General features: G+C 67.7%; 13 protein-coding genes. 6 read left to right on the top strand and 7 right to left on the bottom strand.

The annotated features are described in order from the left end of the window. Positions 1 to 116: 116 nt before the first annotated feature. Complete coding sequence (locus ACIQUT_RS00955) at positions 117 to 3,320, bottom strand: DNRLRE domain-containing protein (RefSeq protein ID WP_403557857.1); 3,204 nt, start codon at positions 3,318 to 3,320, stop codon at positions 117 to 119. A gap of 490 nt (positions 3,321 to 3,810) precedes the next feature. Between ACIQUT_RS00955 and ACIQUT_RS00950 the strand changes: the two genes are divergently transcribed. Continuing rightward, positions 3,811 to 11,124, top strand: a complete 7,314-nt coding sequence (locus tag ACIQUT_RS00950) for a ricin-type beta-trefoil lectin domain protein (RefSeq protein WP_403557855.1) — start codon at positions 3,811 to 3,813, stop codon at positions 11,122 to 11,124. A gap of 126 nt (positions 11,125 to 11,250) precedes the next feature. After that, positions 11,251 to 11,613: a hypothetical protein gene (locus tag ACIQUT_RS00945; RefSeq protein WP_331804097.1), complete on the top strand. Its 363-nt coding sequence runs from the start codon at positions 11,251 to 11,253 to the stop codon at positions 11,611 to 11,613. Between the two features lie 82 nt (positions 11,614 to 11,695). Here the strand turns inward: ACIQUT_RS00945 and ACIQUT_RS00940 are convergent, their stop codons facing one another. The 6 genes from ACIQUT_RS00940 to ACIQUT_RS00915 all read right to left on the bottom strand — a co-directional run bounded on the left by ACIQUT_RS00940 (position 11,696) and on the right by ACIQUT_RS00915 (position 17,419). Next, positions 11,696 to 13,003, bottom strand: coding sequence for a site-specific integrase (locus tag ACIQUT_RS00940; protein ID WP_331804098.1), 1,308 nt, complete (start codon positions 13,001 to 13,003; stop codon positions 11,696 to 11,698). Further along, positions 13,003 to 13,230, bottom strand: a complete 228-nt coding sequence (locus ACIQUT_RS00935) for a helix-turn-helix domain-containing protein (RefSeq protein ID WP_331804099.1) — start codon at positions 13,228 to 13,230, stop codon at positions 13,003 to 13,005. The genes ACIQUT_RS00940 and ACIQUT_RS00935 overlap by 1 nt, the downstream gene beginning before the upstream one ends. Further along, on the bottom strand, positions 13,230 to 14,675 hold the full coding sequence (locus ACIQUT_RS00930) for a replication initiator (RefSeq protein WP_403557853.1): 1,446 nt from the start codon (positions 14,673 to 14,675) through the stop codon (positions 13,230 to 13,232). Before ACIQUT_RS00930 ends, ACIQUT_RS00935 begins: the two co-directional genes overlap by 1 nt. 152 nt (positions 14,676 to 14,827) lie before the next feature. Continuing rightward, entirely contained in the window at positions 14,828 to 15,604 is a 777-nt protein-coding gene (locus ACIQUT_RS00925; protein WP_403557851.1) for a DUF2637 domain-containing protein, read from the bottom strand. A 40-nt stretch (positions 15,605 to 15,644) separates the two neighbouring features. Further along, complete coding sequence (locus ACIQUT_RS00920) at positions 15,645 to 16,937, bottom strand: cell division protein FtsK (RefSeq protein WP_403557849.1); 1,293 nt, start codon at positions 16,935 to 16,937, stop codon at positions 15,645 to 15,647. Positions 16,938 to 17,068: 131 nt separating this feature from the next. Further along, positions 17,069 to 17,419: a hypothetical protein gene (locus ACIQUT_RS00915; protein ID WP_331804103.1), complete on the bottom strand. Its 351-nt coding sequence runs from the start codon at positions 17,417 to 17,419 to the stop codon at positions 17,069 to 17,071. 164 nt (positions 17,420 to 17,583) lie between these two features. Between ACIQUT_RS00915 and ACIQUT_RS00910 the strand changes: the two genes are divergently transcribed. From ACIQUT_RS00910 to ACIQUT_RS00895, 4 genes are all read left to right on the top strand, one after another. After that, positions 17,584 to 18,453 carry a GntR family transcriptional regulator gene (locus ACIQUT_RS00910; protein ID WP_331804104.1) on the top strand — a complete coding sequence of 290 codons (870 nt, stop codon included), beginning with the start codon at positions 17,584 to 17,586 and terminating at the stop codon, positions 18,451 to 18,453. 596 nt (positions 18,454 to 19,049) lie between these two features. Then, a complete protein-coding gene (locus ACIQUT_RS00905; RefSeq protein ID WP_331804105.1) occupies positions 19,050 to 20,297 on the top strand; it encodes a helix-turn-helix domain-containing protein in 1,248 nt (415 codons plus the stop codon). Positions 20,298 to 20,422: 125 nt separating this feature from the next. Further along, complete coding sequence (locus tag ACIQUT_RS00900) at positions 20,423 to 20,797, top strand: hypothetical protein (protein WP_331804106.1); 375 nt, start codon at positions 20,423 to 20,425, stop codon at positions 20,795 to 20,797. A gap of 1,182 nt (positions 20,798 to 21,979) precedes the next feature. Beyond that, complete coding sequence (locus tag ACIQUT_RS00895; protein WP_403557846.1) at positions 21,980 to 22,342, top strand: hypothetical protein; 363 nt, start codon at positions 21,980 to 21,982, stop codon at positions 22,340 to 22,342. Positions 22,343 to 22,709 lie beyond the last annotated feature (367 nt).

Raw genomic sequence — 22,709 nt, 5'->3', positions numbered from 1 at the left:
CACCCCGGCCACCCCGGCCACCCCGGCCACCCCGGACCCGCGGCTGCCGACGGCGCCCGGCGGGGACTGTCGTCCCGGCCGGGCGCCGTCGTCGGTGGTGCGGGGTCGGGGTGGCGTCAGCCGATCGTGAGGAAGGTGTTCCAGCCGTCCTCGTCCCTGCCTGCTGCGGGGCCTATCACGGTGGTTCCGCCTCGGAAGAGCCACTGGTTGCCGAGGGTGTCCACGGCCCAGATGTCGGGGATGCCGTCCCCGTTGGCGTCGGGCGTGCCGAGGATCATGGGGATGGCGGCCCGGCCCCAGCCGGTGGTGGCGTAGGTGTGGTCCTGGCCGCCGGCGGAGCTGGCCGCGTCCTTGAGGGAGGCGAGGTCGACTCCGCCGTTCGTGCCCGGCTTGCCCTTGCGGAGCGCGAGGCCGCGGTCGGCGTCGGCGTCGTCGCGGAAGAGGAGGTCGGGGACCTTGTCTCCGGACACGTCGCGGACCCCGACGAGGTCGCGGCCGGTCCACGGTCCCGCGGCCATCTTCGTGTACGAGGTGAAGCTCGATCCGGTGTAACCGGAGAAGGCCCACAGCGTGTCTTCCGCGATGGCGAACATGTCGGCGAACCCGTCGCCGTCGATGTCCTCCGTGACGACGATCTGCCGGAACGTCGCCGGGTTGGGCGCACCGGCCGGCAGGAGGATCTCCATGCGGCGGCCGACGTCGACCTGGCCGGTCCCGATGCCCGGGTAGACGTACAGCTTGCCGTCGGGCATCCGGGCGATGAGGTCGGTGAGCCCGTCGCCGGGGAACCAGTCCGTGGAATGGCCGATGAGGGCCTTCGTTCCCGCGGCTGAGCTCTTCCAGTGGCCGTCGCCGACCGGGACGCCGTCCTGGATGGCCCCGCGGATGTATTCGTCGGTGTCGCCCGTGGCGTCGCCGGCGTACGAGCGGAGGTTTCCGTCCTTGTCGACGGCGAAGAGGTCGGGGTGTCCGTCTCCGGTTGCGTCGCCGGGCGTGTCCAGGCCGGGCCTGGGGCGGACGAGGAACGGGTAGGCCCGCTGGTCGGAGACGTTGCCGTACTTGTTCACCGTGCGGGCGTAGAGGACGTTGGGGCCGCTGACGTCGACCTGGAGTCTGATCACGGCTGAGTCGCCGGCGGTCGGGGTCGCCTTCTTGTCGAATGCGGGCCGGTTGAGGCTCCACTGGTACTCGCGGATGTCCTCGGCCTTGGCGCCGTTGCCGCCGATCTTGAACTCCTGGTCCGGGGTGCCGGCGGGGTTCACGCTCCAGTCGGTGTGCGCGTCGCCGCGGGGAGGGAACTGGGAGGAGGAGATCTCAGGGCTCGGAGGAACGTCGTGGTTGACGGTGAAGGTGCACCAGCCGCCGCCTCCGGAGTCCAGGGGGCCGCTGCCGGGCGAGCCCCATCCGTCCCAGTCGTAGGTGCGCGAGAGCCAGTAGTACTTCCTGCCCGAGGTGAACTTGTCCCAGGGGACTTCCCGGGTGACCATTCCGTCGCTGTTGGGGGTGAGCCATTCGTTGTGGACGTGCTGTCCACTGGCCGCGTCCCACACCTCGATCTGCACTGCCTTGAGGTTGCCGTCGCGGTCGGTTCCCCTGGTCTGGAAGGTCACGTTCGTCTTGCCGATGCTTGCCCCGTTCTCGCTGGTGAGGCAGGCACCGCCGGGTGAGGTGCTCATGTTCGCGGCGACCGGGGTGTCCGGCGGGGTGTTGTAGACGATCTCCAGGTACGGGGCGGTCTCGCCGTTGCCGATGAACTTCTTCCAGTAGTACGGGTCCGACTCGTTCGGTGCGGCGAACCCCAGTGAGAGCGCGCCCCAGCCGCTGCCGGCGGCCTCCGCGACCAGGCCCTTGATGTCGGGCGCGATCCAGTTGTCGGGGCATGAGCTGTTGTAGCCGTAGCCGGAGTACTCGGACGCGACCACCCGGTTCCAGTAGGCGGCCGTGTTCGTGTTGTCCCACGTACTCGACGAGGTGATGTACGGGGTCGAGAAGATGTTCATCGCCTTTTGGTCGCACGACCAGGAGTACGTCTGCAGTGCGCGCACGTTGGCGGAAATGATGCCGGTGCCGCGGAGCTCGCCGCCGAAGTCGAAATTGAAAATGGAGCGGGATGTTCCGCCCGTGGTCGACTCATATCCGACGCGGGCCTCGTTCGTGCCGCTCGCGTTGTAGTTCTGCCCGTTGAAGAAGCTGGAGCCGCCTTGCGTCTTGTAGAGCAGCGTCCAGGAATGCTTGTGCCCCTTGAAGGAGGGGTCGATGAACACCGGATACACGGTCTCCGCGGCGTTCAGCAGGGAACTGTCCGGGGTCACCGAAAGGCGGTTCTCGGCCAGCGCGACCTTGGCGGGCTTCAGGCGCGCGCCTTCCGCGCCGGCCAGGCCGGGCAGAGCCAGCGTCGGATGCTGCTTCGCGACCGCGGTGGGCTTCCAGGCGGGCTCGCCGTCGGTGGTCGCGATCTTGCCGCTGGAGTCCCACATCATCGGGGTCGGCGAACCGGCAACTTCCATGCCCTGGGCGTCACGGGCACTGACCGCACCCGACTCGGCGTCCAGCCTGAACGCCAGGTCGGGCGAGGCCAGCCGGTAGTTGAGCCCGCCCAGCAGCGGATCGGCGGCGGCCTGCCGGTCCCTGACGACCAACAGGTGCGAGTAGCCGCCGTCCTGCGCGGTCATCACCAGGTCGATTCCGGGGCGGACGTTCTCGTACAGCGCCCGCGGGCCGTCGATGACGGGCTCGGGCAGGGGGCCGGGCCAGCTGACCACCATGTCGTGGCCGTCGGTGTTCAACCGAACCAGGTCGGTCCACACCTCACCTGGAGCGTCCTGTTTCAGCGCCACCCGGCTGACGCCGCGGGAGGACCGCCGGCCTCCGCCCGTCTGCTGCTGGGAACCGGCACTGAAGACGACCCGCCCGTTCACGGCCTTGGCGGCATAGCCGCCCTCCACCCGTTGCAGGCCGGTGTCGATCGACTGCCAGCGGCCGTCCGCCTTGGCGCGGACGGCCGCACTGAAGACCTGCTTGCGGAACGTTCCGTCAGGCCGCGCCCACGTGGTCGTGTTCGCGCTGTGCGCCGCGGTGACCTCGACCTCCTTGCCGGTCTTCACAGCCAGACGGCGCGCCTCGGCTTCTGCCACGGGCGGGGCGTCCTGCGTCGGCCGGGTCCGTCCCTTGTCGCTGTCGGCCAGGTGTACGCCGACCGGCAGCGCGACGGCGACCGCAAGGAGCGCAGCGAGGCCCCCCAGGGTCCTGCGGCGCTTGAACCAGCGGGTCGCCGGTGCGGCAGCCTTTTCCTCGACGGTAGTCGGCGGACTCTCATCCACGGATTCGCCAACGGACACGAGCGTACTTCTCCCCCCTCGGGCGCTCCTGCTTCCGCAGCCCCCGGTATTCGCAAAACAATTTCGGCCACTGGCCTAAAAACGCGAATGGCTCGCTCCCCGCTCGCCGTTCGCGCATAGGCGGGCACGCCAGTCGAGCATGAACCATTCATCCGACATCTTCACCTCCCGAGCCGCACGGCCGGCATCCCATTTGGGGCTGATTTACACCGTTCATCCAAGCATATGCAGCGCTTAAGGTGATAAAGGCCACACCGGATATCGGAACCTTGGATTCTCTGATCGACTGGCCGCAGAATCAACTGGCTCATTGTCAGTTTCCTGCCGCCTGCGTGCCATTGCCCGGGCGGCAGCGCGTGGGGGGGTCCACATGTCGCCGTTCTCGGCGAACAATTTCCGCCTGCCCGGAAACAGAAAAGCGCGCGCAATCCGTGCGCGCTTCGCCGGGCGCACCGGCATCACGCTGTCCGTGTTGCTGGTCGCATCTCTCCTTCCCGTCCAGGCCTGGGCGGCACCACCCGGCGACCGCACAGGCGTCGATCTTCCGGGTCTCCAGAAAGACCTCAAGGCCAAACTCGATGCGGTCGAGGCGGCCAAGCTCAAGGGCTGGGCCGGTGAAGCGGCCTCGCCGCCGCCGGCGTTCGAGCCGAAGGCCCTGGCACCGCCGGCCGCCGGCTCCTACGACGTCACGCTGACCGGGGACCAGCCTGTCCGGGCAGGCACGCTCCCGGTGAGCATCGGCAAGGCCGAGGGGACCGCCACGGCTCCCTCGGGGACCTGGAACGTGGCCGTCGAGTCGCGCCCGGCGACCGAGGCGGCCAGCGTCGACGGCGCACTCATCAAGATCACACCGCCTGCCGGCGCATCGACCCCGGTCGACGTCAAGCTGGACTACACGAAGTTCAAGGACCTCTACGGCACCGAGTGGTCTTCCCGCCTGCAGCTGAAGCAGCTTCCCGCGTGCTTCCTGAGCACCCCGGACGTCCCCGAGTGCTCGGTCTCCAAGGACCTCCCGAGCACGAACAACCCGTCGGAGAAGACGGTCGTCGCGACCGTGGACCCGACCACCAGTGCACCCGCCCAGGGTCTTCGCACGATGACGGGCAGCGCAGGCGGTGCCGTCGTGCTGGCCGCCTCCGACGGCGCTGCGGGTGCAGGCGGCAGCTACAAGGCCACTTCTCTCTCACCGTCGGGCTCGTGGACGGCGGGCGGCAGCGGTGGCGGCTTCTCCTGGAACTATCCGCTGACCGTGCCCCCGGCACCAGCGGGCCCGACGCCTTCCATCGCGTTCTCCTACTCCTCGCAGGCCGTCGACGGCAAGACGTCCGCGACCAACGGCCAGGCGTCGTGGATCGGTGACGGCTGGGACTACAACCCGGGCTTCATCGAGCGCCGCTACCGCTCCTGCGCCGACGACCGCAGCGCCAAGATCAGCAAGCCCAACAACGACAACGCCACGGACAAGAAGAAGGCCGACCTCTGCTGGGCCGGCGACAACGTGGTCCTGTCCTTCGGCGGAGTGACGACCGCGCTCGTCCACGACGACAAGACCGGCAAGTGGGTTCCCGCTGCCGACGACGGCTCCACCGTCGAACGCAGGACGGGCGGCAGCAACGGTGCCAAGGACGGCGAGTACTGGGTCGTCACCACGCGCGACGGCACCCGCTACCACTACGGACGCCACAACGTAGGCGCCCACGGCGACGGCTCGACGCCGCAGACCGCCACCGACTCCGTCTTCACCGTGCCGGTCTTCGGCAACCACCCCGGCGAACCGTGCTACCAGGCGTCCTACGCGAACTCCTCCTGCACCCAGGCCTGGCGCTGGAACCTCGACTACGTCGAGGACGTCCACGGCAACGCCATGGTCGTCGACTGGAAGAAGGAAGAGAACCGCTACGCCAGGAACGAGAAGTTCTCGGAGAAGGACCGGGCCAAGGTCGGATACGTCCGCGGCGGCTACCCGGTCCGCATCCTCTACGGGCTGCGCGCCGACAACCTCGCCGGAGCCCCGGCCGGCCGGGTCGAGTTCGAGGCCAAGCCGCGCTGCTTCGCCGAAGGCGACATCAAGTGCGGGGACGCGCAGTTCAACTCCAAGAACGCCGGTGACAAGCACGGCTGGTGGGACACCCCCACCACCCTGCACTGCACGATGGACGTGCCGAACTGCTACACCGGCGCCCCGACCTTCTGGTCGAACATGCGCCTGGCCGGTATCAGTACCTACGGGCAGCGCACCGAGGGCTCCACGGCCCTGTCGAAGGTCGACCAGTGGTCCCTCGACCAGTCGTTCCCCGCTCAGCGGACCGACACCCACCCCCCGCTGTGGCTGAAGTCCATCACCCGCACCGGCTACGGCGTCAAGGACGGCGCCATCGGCGTCTCCCTGCCGGCCGTCACCTTCACCGCCAACAAGAACGACATGCCCAACCGCGTCGGCAAGTCGGCCAACGAAGCCACGCCCGACTTCGACCGGCTCCGTATCGCGACGATCCGCACAGAGACGGGCGGCGAGATCCAGGTCAACTACTCCGCCCCCTGCCCGGTCGGCACCAGTGGCCTCAAGCCCGAGGGCAACACGACCCGCTGCTTCCCCGTCCACTGGTCCCCGGATCCGGACCTGCCGCCGGAGAAGACCCCGATCGAATGGTTCAACAAGTACGTCGTCGACAGCGTGGTCGAAACGGACCGCGTGGCGCTCCGTCCCGCCGTCACCACCAGCTACACCTACGAGGGCGGCGCGGCCTGGGCCAAGGAGGACGACGAGTTCACCAAGCCCGAGCTGCGCACCTACAGCCAGTGGCGCGGCTACGCCGGCGTGCTCACCACGACGGGGCAGACCGCCAACGCGGGCACGCCCACCGCGACCGAACAGTCCCAGACGCGCACCCGCTACTTCCGCGGGCTCTCCCGCGAAGGCGCCAAGGTCACCGTCAAGGACTCCACCGGAACCGAGGAGCTCGGCGAGGACAAGCCCCGGTACCAGGGCCTGACCGCCGAGACCATCACCTACGCCAAGGCCAACGGAGCCGTCGAGAACCGGCACCTGACCTGGCCCTGGGACTCCGGCGCCGCGACCGCGACCCGCAAGAGGGTCGACACCACCGACCTGGAGGCCCACCGCAGGGGCGTCGCCCGTACCGACGAGATCCAGTCGGTCAGCGGCGGCAAGTCCAGGATGGTCCGGACCCGCAACGACTTCGAAACCGCGTACGGCCTGGTCAAGAGCACACAGACCGACGTCATGGAGAACAAGGGCACCGGCTGGACCACGGTCGACCAGTCCTGCAACAAGACCACCTACGTCCACAACGCGGCGAACAACCTGATCGGCCTGCCCGCCCAGGTCCGCACGACGGCCGGCGACTGCACGGATGCCGCCACCAGTACCGGCACGGTCCTCAGCGCAGCCCGCACCTCCTTCGACGCCGTGAACGCCTTCGGCGCGGCCCCCGCCAAGGGCCTCCCCTACCAGGTCGACGCCCTGGACGCGGCAGGCACCGGCTGGACGACCGCCGGGCGCACCGAATACGACGCGCTGGGACGGGCCGTCAAGGCGTATGACGCCGCAGGCAACGCCGCGACCACGGCATTCAGCCCGGCCACCGGTCCCACGTTCGCGACCACGGTGACCAACGCCCTCGGGCACACGGTGACGGCCAAGGTCGATCCCGCCCGGGGCAGCGTGCTGGAGACGACCGACGCAAACGGCCGCAAGGTCACCACGGCCTACGACGAACTCGGCCGCAGCACCAAGGTCTGGACCCCTTCCCAGAAGCCGGCCACCGACCGACCCGCCTACACCTTCGAGTACCAGATCGAGGAGCTGAAGACCCCGGCCGTCACGTCCCGCTCGCTCAAGGACGACGGCACCTACACCACCTCCATCGCGATCTACGACGGGCTGCTGCGCCCCCGCCAGACCCAGGCCGAAGCCCCCGGCGGCGGACGCGTGATCGCCGACACCCTGTACAGCGCGAACGGCACGGTCAGCCAGACCAACAACGGCTACCACGCCGAGGGCCGGGCCGACACGGCCATCTTCGTCCCGCAGTCACTCACGGAGATCCACAACTCCACGCAGACCGCCTACGACGGCCTCGGCCGCCCCGTGCGCACCACCACCCTGCAGAAGGGCACCCCCCAGCAGTCCGCCCTCACCCAGTACGGCGGCGACTGGACGCTGACCCGCAGCGCCATGTCCCCGACCGGGGCCACACCGCTCGCCGGCAGCCGCGCCGTCAAGACCACGACCGACGCCCTCAACCGCACCACCCTGGTCGAGCACTACACGTCCACCCATCCCGCGGACGTGGACCCGGCCAAGGACAGCAATCCCGCGACCACCAAGACCCAGTACACGTACGACGCCCGCGGAAAGCTCGCCAAGGTCACCGACCCGGCCGGCAGCAACTGGACGTACGCCTACGACGCCCGCGGGCGGATGACCTCGTCCGACGACCCCGACATGGGCAAGGCGACGTTCACGTACGACATCCTCGACCGGCAGGTCTCCGCCACCGACTCCCGCGGCCTGGCCCAGTACACCAAGTACGACGTCCTCGGCCGCAAGACCGCACTGCACGACGACTCCGAAACCGGACCGGTCGTCGCCACATGGACCTACGACACCCTGCCCGGAGCCAAGGGCCAGCCCGTCTCCGCCACCCGTAACTGGGGCGCGGGCTCGTACGTCAGCGAGGTCACCGGCTACGACAGCGAGTACCGGCCCACCGGATCGAAGATCACGATCCCGAGCCTGCCCAGCACGAAGGGCCTGGCCGGCACCTACGCCTACAGCACCACCTACACGCCCACCGGCAAGGTGCAGTCGACGACGCTCCCGGCCACCATCGGCGGCCTCGCCGCCGAGAAGCTGATCACCCGCTACAACGCGGACGGCATGGTGCAGACCATGTCCGGCCTGACCTGGTACACCGCCGACACCGTCTACAGCCCCTTCGGCGAGGTCCTGCGCACGGCCTCCGGCGCGGCCCCTCACCGGGTGTGGACCACCAACGCGTACGACACCCACACCGGCCGGATCACCGAGACCGCCGGCCACCGCGAGACCAAGGACGACCTCACCAAGTCCAACCTGGTCTCCGCCCTCACCTACGCCTACGACAAGGTCGGCAACCCGACCTCCATCACCGACACCCAGCCCGGCGGACGCATCGACCGCCAGTGCTACACCTACGACGCCATCGGCCGGCTCACCAGAGCCTGGACCGGCAAGACCGAAGGCTGCCCCACGGGCTCGAACGGCCCCGCCCTCACCGAGGTCGGTTCCGCCGCTCCCGGTGACGCCTACTGGCAGGACTACGAGTTCGACGCGGTCGGCAACCGCACCAAGCTGACCGAGCACGACCTCACGAACACCGCGCTCGACGACGTCACGACCTACGGCTACGGCGTCGCGCTCAAGGAGGGCGCCGGATCCCCGGTCAAGCAGCCGCACGCCCTGACCGGCGTGGCCAAGACCGCCAAGACCGCGACCTCCACCGTCAACTCCTCGTCCACCTACACCTACGACGCAGCCGGGAACACCAAGACCCGGCGCATCGACGGCGACACCCAGACCCTGACCTGGGACCGCCGCAACAAGCTCACCTCCGCCACCAGCCCCGGCATCGGCGCCGTCGCCATCACCGGGCTCGCCGACAAGTGCCTCGACGTCGAGAACGGCAAAACGGCCGAAGGCACCGCAGTCCAGCTCCTCTCCTGCAACGAAACCAAGCCGCAGCAGTGGCGCATCACAGGTGACACCGTCCAGGCCCTCGGCAAGTGCCTCACCTCCGAGAACGGAGACGCGGTCCTGAGGACCTGCGACGGCAGGCCGGAACAGAAGTTCACCTACCGGGCAGCGGACAAAGCCCTGTACACGGGCACCAACGGCTGCCTCACCGTCCCCAACGACAACGCCGCAGAGGGCAACGACCTCGACATCTACCCCTGCGCCGGCCCCGCCCCGACGGCAGCCCAGCAGTGGAGCTTCAGCAACACCACCAACTACCTCCACGACGCATCCGGCAACCGGGTCATAGAGGAGACGGGCAGTGCTCGCACCCTCTACCTCGGCGAAACCGAGATCACCGTCAACAAGGCCGGCCAGGCCATCGACGCCGTCCGCTACTACGGCAGCCCCAGCGGCGGCCCCACCACCGTCCGCCGCACCAACGGCAAGGCGACCGGCCACACCCTGTCCATCCTCCTGACAGACCACCACAACACGGCCACCACCAGCATCGAACAGGCCCCGGGCCAGAAGGACACCCGCCGCAAGTCCGACCCGTACGGCAACCCCCGAGGCGCCCAGCCCTCGGATTGGCCGGGCAGCCACACCTTCCTCGGGACGGGCGTGGACGACAACGCGACCGCCCTCACCCACATAGGCGCCCGCGAATACGAGCCCGCGACGGGCCGCTTCATCTCCGTCGACCCGATCATCGACATCACCGACCCGCTCCAGATGAACGGCTACACCTACTCCGCCGGCAACCCCATCACCGGGTCGGACCCCACGGGCCTGCGGAGCGAGGAATGCGGCACCCTCTACGACTGCCACGGCAGCTCCGTCATCACATTCTCGAACGCTTCCACGATCACCTACCGTGAACCGGCAGCTCAGCGCAGGTATTACCAGACCGCTGGTGAAACCTGGCACTGGTATGACCGTGACATCAGGAAGCAGATCAGAAAGAACGAGGGCATCAAGCCTGCTCCCCGCAACCTCCGCCAAGTAGCGAAGGATGCTGTCGGAGGACTGATCGGCGGCCTCCTCCGTACCGGCGACATGGTTAATCCGTTTACCCCGGTTTTGGCGCGCTTCGGTATGTCTGGCGGTCAGGTCGCCACTCGGATGTCCGAGAGGTTCGGCCTGAACGAGAAATCTGCCGCGTATCAAATCGCGGAACTTTTCTCCCCCGGGTTCGGCGGCAAGGCAAAGACGGGGGCGATGGCAGCGCGCGGACTGTTCGCCCGCGTGTTCAGTAAATGCAACAGCTTCGTGGCGGGCGCGAAGGTTCAACTGGCAGACGGCACCTCGAAGCCGATCGAACAACTGGCTGCCGACGATGAAGTAACGGCCACCGACCCGGAGACAGGGGAAACCGGGCCCAAGGCCGTCACAGCCACCATCTACACCACCGATGACAAGAAGTACGTCGACGTCGCCATTCAGACGGACGACGGCGTGAAGACCATCACCACGACAGACCACCACCCGTTCTGGTCCGAATCGGACCAGGCCTGGAAGGACGCAGGGGACCTCAAGCCGGGCACGACACTCCGAACCGACGACGGCACGCCTGCGGCCGTTGTCCAGATCCGCACCTACCAGGACGTCAAGGAGACCTACAACCTCACCGTCGCAGACCTCCACACGTACTATGTGCTGGCAGGCGCCACTCCGGTCCTAGTTCACAATTGCCCGGCTGGGGGTGCCCCGCGTTCGGCGGACGGCAAGTTCTCAAAGCGTAACGGCGAGCCGGGACGCGACGGTGCTGCGGATGAAGCGAACGCCTGGGATCAGCTGGAAATGGACGGCGCAGTCGTTATGCGCAATGAGACCGCAGTTTCCGCGCCAGGAATGCGAGTTCGCAAGTATGACGGCACGGTTGAGATCAACGGTCAGTGGTACGGGATAGAGGTAAAGGGTGGGACTGCCAAGAAGAATCCTCAGCAGCGAGAATTCGACGATTGGCTCAACACGCCCGGTAATACGGTCACTACTAGTGATGGTCGAACGCTTGTCGGAGTTCACGATGTGTGGATAGATCGGTAGCGTCTGTGTGGGCCGACCCGGATGGCTGGGTCGGCCCACACGCGATCTGGCCCGGCTGCGGTATCGTCTCCGCAGCTCAGCGCTGCGAGTCGGACCCCCGCTCGCGGCTTCGAGAGGGAGATGAGAATGAGTTTTGATCTGATCTTTTGGTGTCAGAAAGTGGTCCCGACCTCGGAGGAAGCTGCTCAGATTTACGATCAGTTGACGGATGGGGATACTGGGATCGTCGAAGAGAGTCCGGCCGTCGAAGATTTCCGCCAGGCTGTGGTCTCTGAATTTCCGGACCTCACTGAGGCAAATATGGAGGAGTCGCCGTGGGCCTCTCCTCTTTATGTCACTGGCGAGTGCGTAATCGCCTCTATCTCTTGGTCGCGTTCCACTGAGGTTTCTTCGGTTCTGCTCGGCTTGGCGTCGACATATGGGCTAACTGCGTACGACCCCCAGGATCGAGTGGTCTACGGCATTTCCGGAGATTTCTCAGACCGCTGACGAATCAGGGAGCAGTGCACACGTCCGAGGGCGCGTCAGCGGTCGCTGCGCAGACGCTTGACGGCAGTAATTGACGGCAACGTCAGCGGACGAGCGCGGTGCAAGGTGGCGGTTCGTCGCCGTCGCCGTTGGCCGTTTCGGTGGTCTCCGGGAGGCCGAGTGCGGTGCTGAGGGTGTCGATGGCGTGTCGCTGGAGGCGGAGTCGGACGTGGGCGTAGACGGTGGCTGTGACGCCGATGTGGGCGTGGCCGAGGAGTTCCTTGATCACGACGAGTTCGACGCCCTGTTCGAGGAGCAGCGTCGCGGTGGAATGCCTGAGGTCGTGGAAGCGGATGCGGCGGAGGCCGGCCTTGTGGAGGAGCGTGTTGAAGGCGCGGGTGAGGTTGGTCGGGTCGATCGGTCTGCCCTGCGCTGTGGTGAACACGTGCCCGTCGTGCTGCCACGAGGTGCCCGCGGCCTCACGCTCGCGCTGCTGCTGTTCGTGGCGGAGCTTCAGCGACTGCACGCAGCGGATGGGAAGGACGATGCGGCGCTCGGAGGCCCGCGTCTTGGTAGGCAGCGTGGTGAGCCCGCCTGCGCTGGTGCGCTGCAACGTTCGGCGGATGGCGGCTGTGCCCGCGTCGAGGTCGAGGTCCCCCCAGCGCAGGCCGAGGAGTTCGCCCTTGCGGAGCCCGGTGTGAAGAGCGAGTTCGAACAGCGCGTGCAGCCGGTGACCTTGCGCGGCGCTGAGGAGCTGGCGGGCTTCGTCGGCGGTGAGGGGTTCGAAGCGCCGTGGCCGTGGGGTGCCGGTGCGGACGTTGCGGCCGACGTTACGCGGGATCTCCTCCTCGCGCACGGCGTGCTCCAGAGCGGACTTGAGCACGGAGTGGATGTAGGTGAGCGTCAGCGGGGAGAGCAGCTTGTGGCAGCACTGGCCGGCGGCGCAGCAGCGGGGCTGGTCGCGCCGGGCGTCGATGCCGCGCGTGCAGCACTGGCAGGTGGTGCGGAGCTGGTTGAGCCAGGTGCGGACGTCCTTGGCGGTGAGCTTGGCCAGCTTCTTCTTGCCCAGGCCAGGGATGAGGTACCGGTGGACGCAGGCGCTGTAGCGGGTGTGAGTGGTCTCGCGCAGGTGATGGAAGGCGACGTTCTCCAGCCAGTACGTCAGATACGCGGCCACGCTGCCCTGCGCGGAGGGGACGGGCAGGCCGCGGTTGCTGGCGGCAATCTTCTCGGTGAGCTTGGCCAGGGCGTCTTTGCGGGTGGCGCCGTAGACGCGGGCGCGCCTGCGGGTGTTGCCGGGGGCGAGGACGTATCCGGCGGCTTCCCAGCGGCCATCCTTGCGCTGGTAGACGGTCCCGTCGCCGTTGGCGCGCACGCGGCGGGAGGCGGGGTTGTCTCGGGGCGTGGTCATCAGGCGGCGGCTTCCTGTTCGAGGCGGGTGCGGATGAAGTCGGTCAGGGCATGGGTGGGTATGCGGCGGGTGCGGCCGAGTGTGATCGAGGCGAGCTGGCGGGTGCGGAGGAGGTCGTAGACGGTGGAGCGGCCGAGCTGGAGGCGGGCCATTACCTGGGGAACCGTCAGCAGCTCCTCGGACGTGCTCGGTCCCTCCTCGGGCGCGGCGGGTGCCTGCATAGTCATCAGCAGCCCCCTTCCGCGATGAACTGCCGTGCGAGTTCGCTGCGGTGCCAGACGGCGGCGGCGAGGAGCGCGGCTCCGGGGCTGTAGCCGGTGCCGAGGTAGGCCCAGTGGCCGATGGCGAGGGTGGTTTCCGGGTCGGGCTCGGGCAGGCTGGCGTGGATGCGAGCCTGTTCGGCGCGCCAGGCGCGGCGGGCGGCGCGCAGCGCGCCGAGTGTGACGGAGTAGGAGCGGGACTTGGTGGAGAAGTGGCCCCGGAAGCCGAGCATGTGTGCCCACTTCCAGAGCTTGAGGACGGCGAACTCGGGCAGCTTGCCCAGCTCCCAGCAGCTGCGGATCATCTGCCGCATGTGGCGGGCGACCGCGAGGCGCGGCAACGGGCGGGCCTGTCCGGTGCCGTCGCACGTGGTGCAGGGGATCGGGGTTCCGTGGGGTAGGAGGGTGGCGCCGCGACCCTGGCAGGGGCGGCAGAACAAGGGGCGGTCGAGGGTGCCCGAGGCGTCGGCGGACTTGGTGGCGTACTTGGCCACGTAGGCGGCCACGGCCTGATCGGTGAGTTCGGCGTCCGCGCCGAAGGCGGCGATCTCGCGCACGTCGAGCTGTTCACCCCAGGCGAGTTCGCGTTCCCCGATCGCGTCCGACTCGATCGTGACGCGGACTCGTGCGGCGGCGGCCCGGATGGCGTCGGTGAGCACGGCGGCGGTGACATACGGCGGCGGGGGCTGACTGGTGCCGTCCGGGGAGTCGAGCCGGATGACGGCGTGGAAGTGGACCAGGCCGCGCTTCTGGTACTCGGCGACCTTGGCGAAGGAGACCCGCAGGACGGCGCGGGCGGCCTTCTGGGTCATGCCGAGCTGGGCGGCGATCTCTCGGCGCAGGTAGATGGTGAAGCGTGCCCACAGCGCGGAGGCGTGGGCGTTGAACAGGACCGCGCCCGCGTAGTCGTATGTCGTGGGGTTCAGCGGGGTACCGAGCAGGGTGTCCGTGGGTTCGTGGAGCTTGCCGCAGCGGCAGGGCCGGGTGCCGCCGTCCGCGTTGGTGGGGCGGTTGTGGACGGGGCCGAAGGAGGGGGCGGTGAGGGTGGCGAAGACGCGGGGGTGGGTGCGGACGGTTTCGGGGACGGTCTTGCCGCCGGTCAGGCCGGCGCGGATGAGGTGGTAGGTGTCGGCGGCGTAGATGCGGGAGCAGGCTGGGCAGCGCGAGGAGCGCCGGTTGCCGCACGCCGTGAGCAGGCTGCCCGTGGGTTCCTGGGATGTGGTGTAGGAGCGCAGTACCTCACCGGTTGTGGTGTTGACGGTGGTGGTGTGGCCGGTCAGGCGCACGGGTTCGGTGCAGCCGCCGAGGTGTTCGATCTGCTGCTGTGCGCGGTCGAAGTCGGGCTGGTTGACGAGGTGGAGGAGGTCCCGCACGGCGGGGCTTGCCACGTGGCGCAGGTCCAGGGTGACCATGTCGGGGCGTGTCCCTTCTGTCGAGGAGGGTGGCCCCGAGCAGCAACCAGCTGGCGAGAGGGCGTGCTGGGGCTGCTCGGGGCATGACGAACCAGGCCCATCAGCGGGCGTGGGGTTCGGGTGGGGTGATCCGGCCGGCGGCCGGGGGAGGCTCAGAGCTGAGCGAGCGCGGCGGTGGCCACCGGCAGGGCGACGCCCATGCGCATTGCCAGCTGGGCGGCTGTGATCGGCGCTTCGTGTTCCGCGTCGTGGGTGTCCGCGATGTGCCGGGCTGCGTCGAGCAGTGCGGCGGACAGGGACGGACGGGAGCGGGCTACGGCCGTCTTGTCAGCAAGGGCCGGGGTGGGCGAGGGTGCCTCGATCGCGGAGGGTACGGCGGCCGGGGGCGAATCGGCCGTGGGGACAGGGAGCGGCCCAGAGGGTGGAGTGGTGGTTTCGGGGGCGGGTGCCACGTCGGGCTCCGGCTCAGTGACGGGGGCAGGAGCGAGGATGGACGTCGTTGTGGCCTCCAGGTATGGGGTGGGGTGGGTTGCGGTGTGGAGCTGGGCCAGGAAGGCGGGGCCCACGCGGCCCCAGCCCAGGAGCAGGAGCGGGGCGACGGTGTCCAGGCAGGCCCGGCCGTAGTGTCCGGTCAGTAGCGGTTCGGCGGTGTTCAGGGCGAGGGTGAGTACGCCGCACAGGTGGAGCAGGCGGGTGCCGGCCTTCAACTCGTGTGCGGGGACGCCGCGCAGGGCCAGGAACCGCAGTGCGACCAGGAGTCCGACGACGGACAGGTCCACCATCGGCGCGATGAGCGGCGCGATCGGGCGGGGTACGCCGAGGCGCACGGCGAGCGCCCAGACGTTGCCGAAGGAGAAGACGAAGGCCAGGGCCGCGATGATGGCCATGACCGCGGTCACGGTGTGGCGGGTGAATCGTTCCTCCGCCATCTGCGGGACCTCCTATCAGGCTTGGGATTTGCCGGGGTGCTCAGGGCTTAGACGGAGGGACGGAGCCTTCCGGTTTGTCGTCGCCGGGGGCAGCCCAGCCAATCGAGTCGAGGAGGGCGTCCAGGCACAGGGCAGGGTCGGCGGTCAGGTGGGAGGTGGCTTCCGCGACGCGGGCCGCGTCGGTGTCGGAGACGTACGGGGTGCGGATGCGGGTGTAGCCGGGGCGGCCCTGCATCGCCATGACCGCGACGCCCACATAGGTGGGGTCCTGCAAGGTGACGGGGCTGGCGTCGGGCCAGTTGCGGATGTCGTCACCCAGCGCGGCCACCGCGGCTTCTACCGTCTTCTGCGCGAAGGACAGCCCGACCGGGCACACGTCACGGATGAACGTCGGCAGAGCGTCACCGGTGGTCTTCTGGCTGATCAGGATCACCAGCATCCCGACACTGCGGCCCTTCTTGACCAGGTCCTCCACCAGCCGGGCGTTCTCCGCCGTCAACGCGGCCAGACGCTTGGTCTCGGCATCGCTGCCCTTGAACTCACGGAAGAAGGTGTGCGCCTCATCAATGATCAGGACCGTCAGCGGCCACTGCGGCGAGGGGCCGACGTGCCACATGTTCTTCACGCCCAGCACGGCACGGATGGTCGAGGAGCGGCGCTTGCGCAGCTCCACCAGCCGCTTGAACAGCGCGTTGGCTTCGTCGAGGTCGTCACCGCAGAACGCGAACATCCGCTTGACGAGGTCGGCGTAGTCGCCCTCCGAGGCCCGTGAGACCTTGCCGTCTGCAGTCGCGATCTGCACGGAAGGGGACGGCGCGAAGTCGCAGACGAACTTGTTGACCCCTGAGGTCTTGCCCGCCCCCGGGGTGCCGGCCACGGTCACCCCGGGAACGTTGGCCAGAGACATGCACACCGGTGCGGCGTACTCGTCCACGCCAAGCTCCCAGCGCGCCACATCCTTCGGCGGGCGGCCGGTGGGCCGGTGCTCGGTCGGCGTGGTCAGCGGATCGGAGCGCACGCCCCGGATCACTACTCGGCCGGGCCCGTCCGGCAGGACGGAAACCCGCGTGCACCGCCAGGCGTCCGCCAGGAACCGCGCCGCCTTCTGGTACTCCTCCAGCCCGACCTGCGGCAGGGTCTTGGCCCGCACGATCACCCCGAACTGATCCGGCTTGACCTTGATCTTGGGAGTCAGCACCCGGGGCGCGGGGGCCGGCCCGTCCTTCTGCGCGGTGATCTGCGCGAGCAGGCCGGGCGTCTTGTCGGTGACCGTCAGTCCGGCCATCCGCGCCAGGCGCATCCAGCCCCAGCGGACCCGGACAGCCTGCCGCATACTCGCCCGCGTGCCCCGGTCGGCGCGCACACAGCGCGCTACGACGTACAGCAGCCATCCGCCCGCCAGCACTGCTGCGGCAAGCAGAACCTGCGGCGCGTGCCCAGTCAGGTGCCCCACGTCAAGGCCGGTCACTGGGCCGCCTCCGCCACGACCAGCTCCAGGCGGGCGGCGCGGTAGGCGACGCCGTCGGAGAGCTGGCCGTTGAAGATCCGCGCCCACGGGGTGGCGAACAGGTCCACCGGCCGCACCACCGCACCCGGCTTGAGCCCGGCCGCCAGGCCCGACTGCGGGACCGCGATCTTCATGATCTCGGCGCGGCCGTCCTCCATGAGCATCACGGTCACCGTGTACAGCGACTCGCCGGTCTCCCGGTCGGTGGCGACCTCCCCGGTCTGTTGGTCCTTGATCTTCAGTACCGCCTCGGTGCCCGCGATGCACACCGCCGAGCGCGACAGGCCAACACGAATACGGACAGCCATGCCATCGCATTCCTTTCGATGGAGCCGCTTGATCGACTCGACATGACCATAGCGGCACACTCGCTACACCCGCAACACTCGATCTGTATCGCTACACCCGAGCGTCTGAGACGCAGGGGTGGCCGGGTATGCCGAGAGTGCTTGTGCGCCGCTACCCTCGTGCCATGACGCTGCCCCTTGATCAGGACCCCCGGCCGCCGTACGTCCAGGCCGCCGAGGTCCTGCGCGCCGCCATTAGAGACGGCGAGCTGCGCCCAGGGGAGCGGCTGCCCTCGGCGCGTGAGTTGCAGCGACGCTTTGGGGTTGCGAGCTCCACAGTCCAGAACGCCCTGAGGCTGCTCAAGGACGATGGGCTGATCTACTCCGTCATGGGCCGGGGTAGCTACGTGCGCTCACCGGAGACAGAGGCAGACCAGGAAACGGAGAGCGAGGTCGAGGCCAGCGCATCCGATCCCGCGTATGCCGGGCTCGGCGACCTCCAGCGCGGTTGGCAGGTCGCGCAAACCGACGACCCCCGCCCCCCGTACGTGCAGACCGCCGACGCACTCCGCAAGCAGATCCAGGACGGACAGCTGCCGCCAGGCGCGAAGCTTCCTTCGGCCCGCGAACTCCAGGAGCAGTTCGGCATCGCGAACTCCACCGCACAGAACGCCCTGCGGCTGCTCAAGGACGAGGGGCTGATCTACTCCGTACAGGGCCGGGGCGTGTTCGTTCGTCGGCCAAGCCCGCGCGATCAGTTCCTCCAGCGCTACAACGAGTCGTTGGACGAGATAACGGCACAGCACCGCGCGGACGAGGAAGCCGTACGGCTCAGCGGCAAGACCGACGACCAGGTAGCCGCCGAACTCGAAGCCGCCGAGGAACGCTTCGCAAAAGCCAGCGCCGAGTTCAAAGCCGCCAGCGCTCACCGCGACGCCATGCGAGCCGTCATGGAACAGCGCAAGCGCGTGAGCGGCAACTACACGCCCGAGGAGAATGCAGCCAGCGCCCAACGGTTGCGCGACCGGCTGGCCGAAGGCCGGCGTCGACGCTGAAACCTGCCGAGCGAAACGGCAGCGCACGAGATCTGAGCCGTGCTGTTCAGAGTTTCTTTACTTGATCAAGGCGGCCCGCTGACGCGGCCCGCGCGCGCTCCGGCCCGGCGGGGCCGCCGCCCGCTCCTGTCTCCGCCCCGCTTGCCGGCTGCCCCGCCGGTCCGGGCGCGCAACAGCGGGGATTGTTCTGGGGCTCTGCCCCAGGCCCCGGCCCTCTCTCTGAGGGGCGGGAGGCCCGAGTACGGGTGCGGGTTCGTCGTAGTGAGTGGTCGCGGGCGCGGGAGGGGTCCCTCGTCGCCCGGTCACCGGAGGCGTACCAGGAACCCCCGGGGGCCGCCAAGGCCGAGCGCAAGCGTCACCGGGTGAGCCTTGGCGGCCCCCGGAGAACCCTGGTACGGCGAAGCTGCCCGACCAACGAGGGACCCCTCCCGCTCAGGCCCCTTTCTTGCCGGCGGCTCTGGCCCCGCGCCGTTTCGGCCCGGCCTTGTGCCCAACCTGCGCGCCGTGGTGGGCCACCGCCCCGGGCGGGTATCTGCCGGATAGCCCCCGGTTGATACGCCCACCCGGCGTACCGTGGCGCTGGAGGTGGTGAGCGGATGACTACGGAACTGGCTGACAACGTCCGCAAGTACCGGCGTCGGGCCGGGTTAAGCCAGGAGGAACTGGCCCACGCCGCAGGCGTGTCACCGGGCACGGTGCGCAAGGTAGAGCAGGGCGGCACAGTCCGCATGGAAACCCTTCACGCCCTTGCCCGCGCGCTGGGAGTGACCACCGGTGCGCTGATGGCGGCCGACGCACCTGAACCAGTGGGCCGCTCAGAGGAGCCGAACAGGGTCAACCTGATCCAGCTTCGCGCCGTGCTCACCCCGGCCGTCGGGCTCGTGGACCAGAACCCCGAAGCCGCGGGCGAGGAACCGAACCTGCGCGCCTTCAGCCGGACGGTGAGAGACGCGCGAGTCCTGTACTTCTCCGACAGCTACAAGAGCGTCGCGGCTCAACTGCCGGACCTGCTGCGCGATGCAGCGAGGGCCGCTGCCTACTACGACCGTGGAGACGAGCACCAGCAGGCCCTACTGGCCCGCGCCGAGGTGCTGCGTCTGGCTGGTACCTACCTCACCCAGGTCCGGCAGTACGACATCGCCTATACCGCCCTGGCCGGCGCGATCACGGATGCCCGGCGGGCCGGGGACATGCTCGCGGCAGGGTCCGGCGTCGGCGGTATGTGCTGGTTGCTGGTGCGGCAGGGTCGGCTGGACGAGGCGGAACGGATCGCCGCTCAGAGCATGGACGCGGTGGAACCGAAGATCACCGGGGCCGAACCGGACCACTACGCGGTCTGGGGCGGTCTGGCGATGGAGGCCGCCGCCGCAGCCGCCCGCAACAACCGCCCGGATGTGGCCAAGGAGTACCGGAAGGCAGCCCGGGTGGCGGCAGCCGCTGTTGGCACGTCGCACCGCAACGTCTCACGGCACTGGTCCGTCTTCGGACCGGTCACAGCGGCGATGAAGGCCCTGGAAGATTCCATGGTCGTAGGCGATGCGCGCGCCGTGGTCCGCAAGGCGGGCGAACAGGAAGAGTTGTCGCCCAAGGCGTGGAGGCGTCTGGGTAAGCCCAGTACGAACGACGGGAACCGCTTCACCCTCGATATGGCGCGCGCCCACACACGCACCGGGGACCTGTCGGCCGCCATGGACGAGCTGACCCGAGCCCGGGATGCGGCGCCGGAGTGGATGCGGCACCAGAATATGGCGGCCGAGACCATGCAGGAGATCCTGGGCAAGCGCAAGCGAACCCTCACAACGGAGATGCGAGAGATGGCCGACTACCTGGGCGTCGTCGGATAGCTACCACGCAACGCGATACTTCCGGCACGCTCCGTCGACAACTGGCAGGCCTCGCCGATGGAGTGACGGACAGTAGACCCCTACGGTCGTCGTATTCCATTCGGCGACCCAGGTGGGGGTGGACCATGAGCACATCCAGGACCGACGCGGACCGCATGCGCCGCAGGGAGTTGCACGACGCAGCGGCAGGCGTGACCGGTCCCCGCTTACTGCCATGGACCACTCAGGACGGGAACCCCTGCTACCTCAGCACCGACGGCAGGGGCTACCTCTCCTCCCTCGCCGACAGCATCGAAGAGGTGCAACTCGACATGGGCGAGGAACTCCTGGAGTACGCCCGCGGAGTCGTGGCCCCCGGAGCCAAGATGCTCTCGGCCGTCGAATACCGGTGGCTCGCCTGCCGGCTGACCGAAGCCCTGACCGACGCACTCCGGGTCGCCGAGTCACGCGGTGACCGCATCCCCACCCCGCCCGAGAACCCCGGCCCCGGACGGCAGTAGCGACGGCAACAACCACAGATCCAGGCGCACAACCACGGACTCCGGCGGACCGCCAAACCCCTCCCCACCTGCATAAAAGCAGCTAGAGGAAGGGCTGCCAGCACACGTACTATGTACTGGCAGGAGCAACGCCAGTCCTGGTTCACAATTGTGGCGGAACATTCACTTCTGGAGGTAGGAAGTGGGTGAATGGGTACGGCGGAAATTCGGAGCTTCAAGGAATCGAAGCAACATTGGATCGAGATGGGATCCTGGAGACGGTTGTTCGCGCTGATACCCCCGGAGTTCCTCGCGGGTCACAGATGCTTACCGACGCAATGGACGCTTGGCGAGGTACCGGCAGGCAGGTAAATGGGATTCGCGGTGTCTGGAACGAAGGTGAGCTGGATTCTAATCTGCAGTCTCTCAATGCTGCGGTGCAGATGGGGCTAACCCCCAAGCAGGCCGTTTGGCATACATTTACCGGAAAGTTTGCGCAAAGAAACGGCTTCACTCACGCCACGATTGAACCCGATTTCACAGTCGGGAATCCCGGAAACTATGAACAATTCTTCGTAACCTTCTCGCGACCTGGGGTGTGAATGGATTCGAGCGACCTTCTGGCTAGGAAGCGGGAAATCGCTTCTAAGCTTCAAGAGTGCTGGGCGGCCGAGAGGTCCATAATTTCTGTCCTGCTTCTGGCCGTATCCGAGATGGGTCCGGGCGATGGTCGAGGGGCTACCGCTTTTGGAGTGGTAACGTCAATGCATGATGCGTTCGAGATGTCCTTGGGGGAAGCGAAGAGGATTTCTCAATGGCAAGCCATCGGAGGGAATCTCTCGGATGCTGAAATCGCGAACCGAATTGGCACCTTGATTCCCCGTGAATGTATTTAATTCTGCTTCCCGCAGTGGAGGGGCTTGATCGATGGGTCGGTGCGCATTGTGGACTGGTTTAAAACAGCCTAATGTGCATGACCTCCCTGGCTGCTCTTCCCCGCACATAGCTGTACGGCTACTTATCCCCAGTTCTGACTAGGGTGTTGCAAGAGTCCGCAAAATCATCAGTCCGCCCTGAGGAAGGTGCGAATAACGGCTCTCGTGAGCGTGTTCTAGCGGTAGGGGTGCAGCAGCCCAAAGAAGCCCCGCCAGATTCATCTCTGGCGGGGCTTCTGGGGCGTTTGGCGGCAACGCCGACGGCAACATGGGCGCACAACTCGATACTTTCACGGACACGCGGACGGGCCGGATCAGCGAAAACGCAGGTGACGCCAGCTCGGCGCGCACGTACTATGTCGTTGCAGGGGCCACCCCCATCCTCGTCCATAACTGTGGCGGTAGCTTCACTGCCGGAAATAGGCAGTGGGTCAACAGTTACGACGGATCGCCGAAAGATCAGAGAATCTCGGCGACTGAAGAAGATGGATTGATTGAGGCGGTGGTGCGCTCGCCGAAGGATGTTCCTGGGCTCCCCAGTGGAACGCAGATGCTTGAAAGTGCGATATCGACATTCGATGGTGTGGGGCGGAAGATAACCGGGCATTCGCGCATCCTGGAACTCTACTGATGGTTTGACCGGAAATCTCGACAGCTTCAAGATGGAATGACGCCCGACGCGGCAGTCTGTAAAACGTTCACCGGAAAGTTTGCCCAGCGAAAGGGATTCACGAGCGCGTGGATCGATGAGCACAACTCCCTGCCAATGCCTGGGGGCGGCTATCGGGAGATCATGGTGAACTTTACGAGGCCAGGGGGATAGGATGAGCTCAGAGGGCCAGTGGTCCGATATGAATAGAACTGCTCGACTTCTTCAGGAATGTTGGGCGAACGAACGGTCGATCATCGGCGTCTTGCGTCTCCTGTTGTCGGACCTCGGCCCGAGCGACGAGCCTGGAAAAATCGCCTTTGGCGTGATTGTCTGCATGCACTATGCG

It is taken from the genome of Streptomyces sp. NPDC090445, from assembly GCF_044769385.1.
Classification (GTDB): domain Bacteria; phylum Actinomycetota; class Actinomycetes; order Streptomycetales; family Streptomycetaceae; genus Streptomyces.
This window is presented reverse-complemented; position numbering and strand designations above follow the sequence as displayed.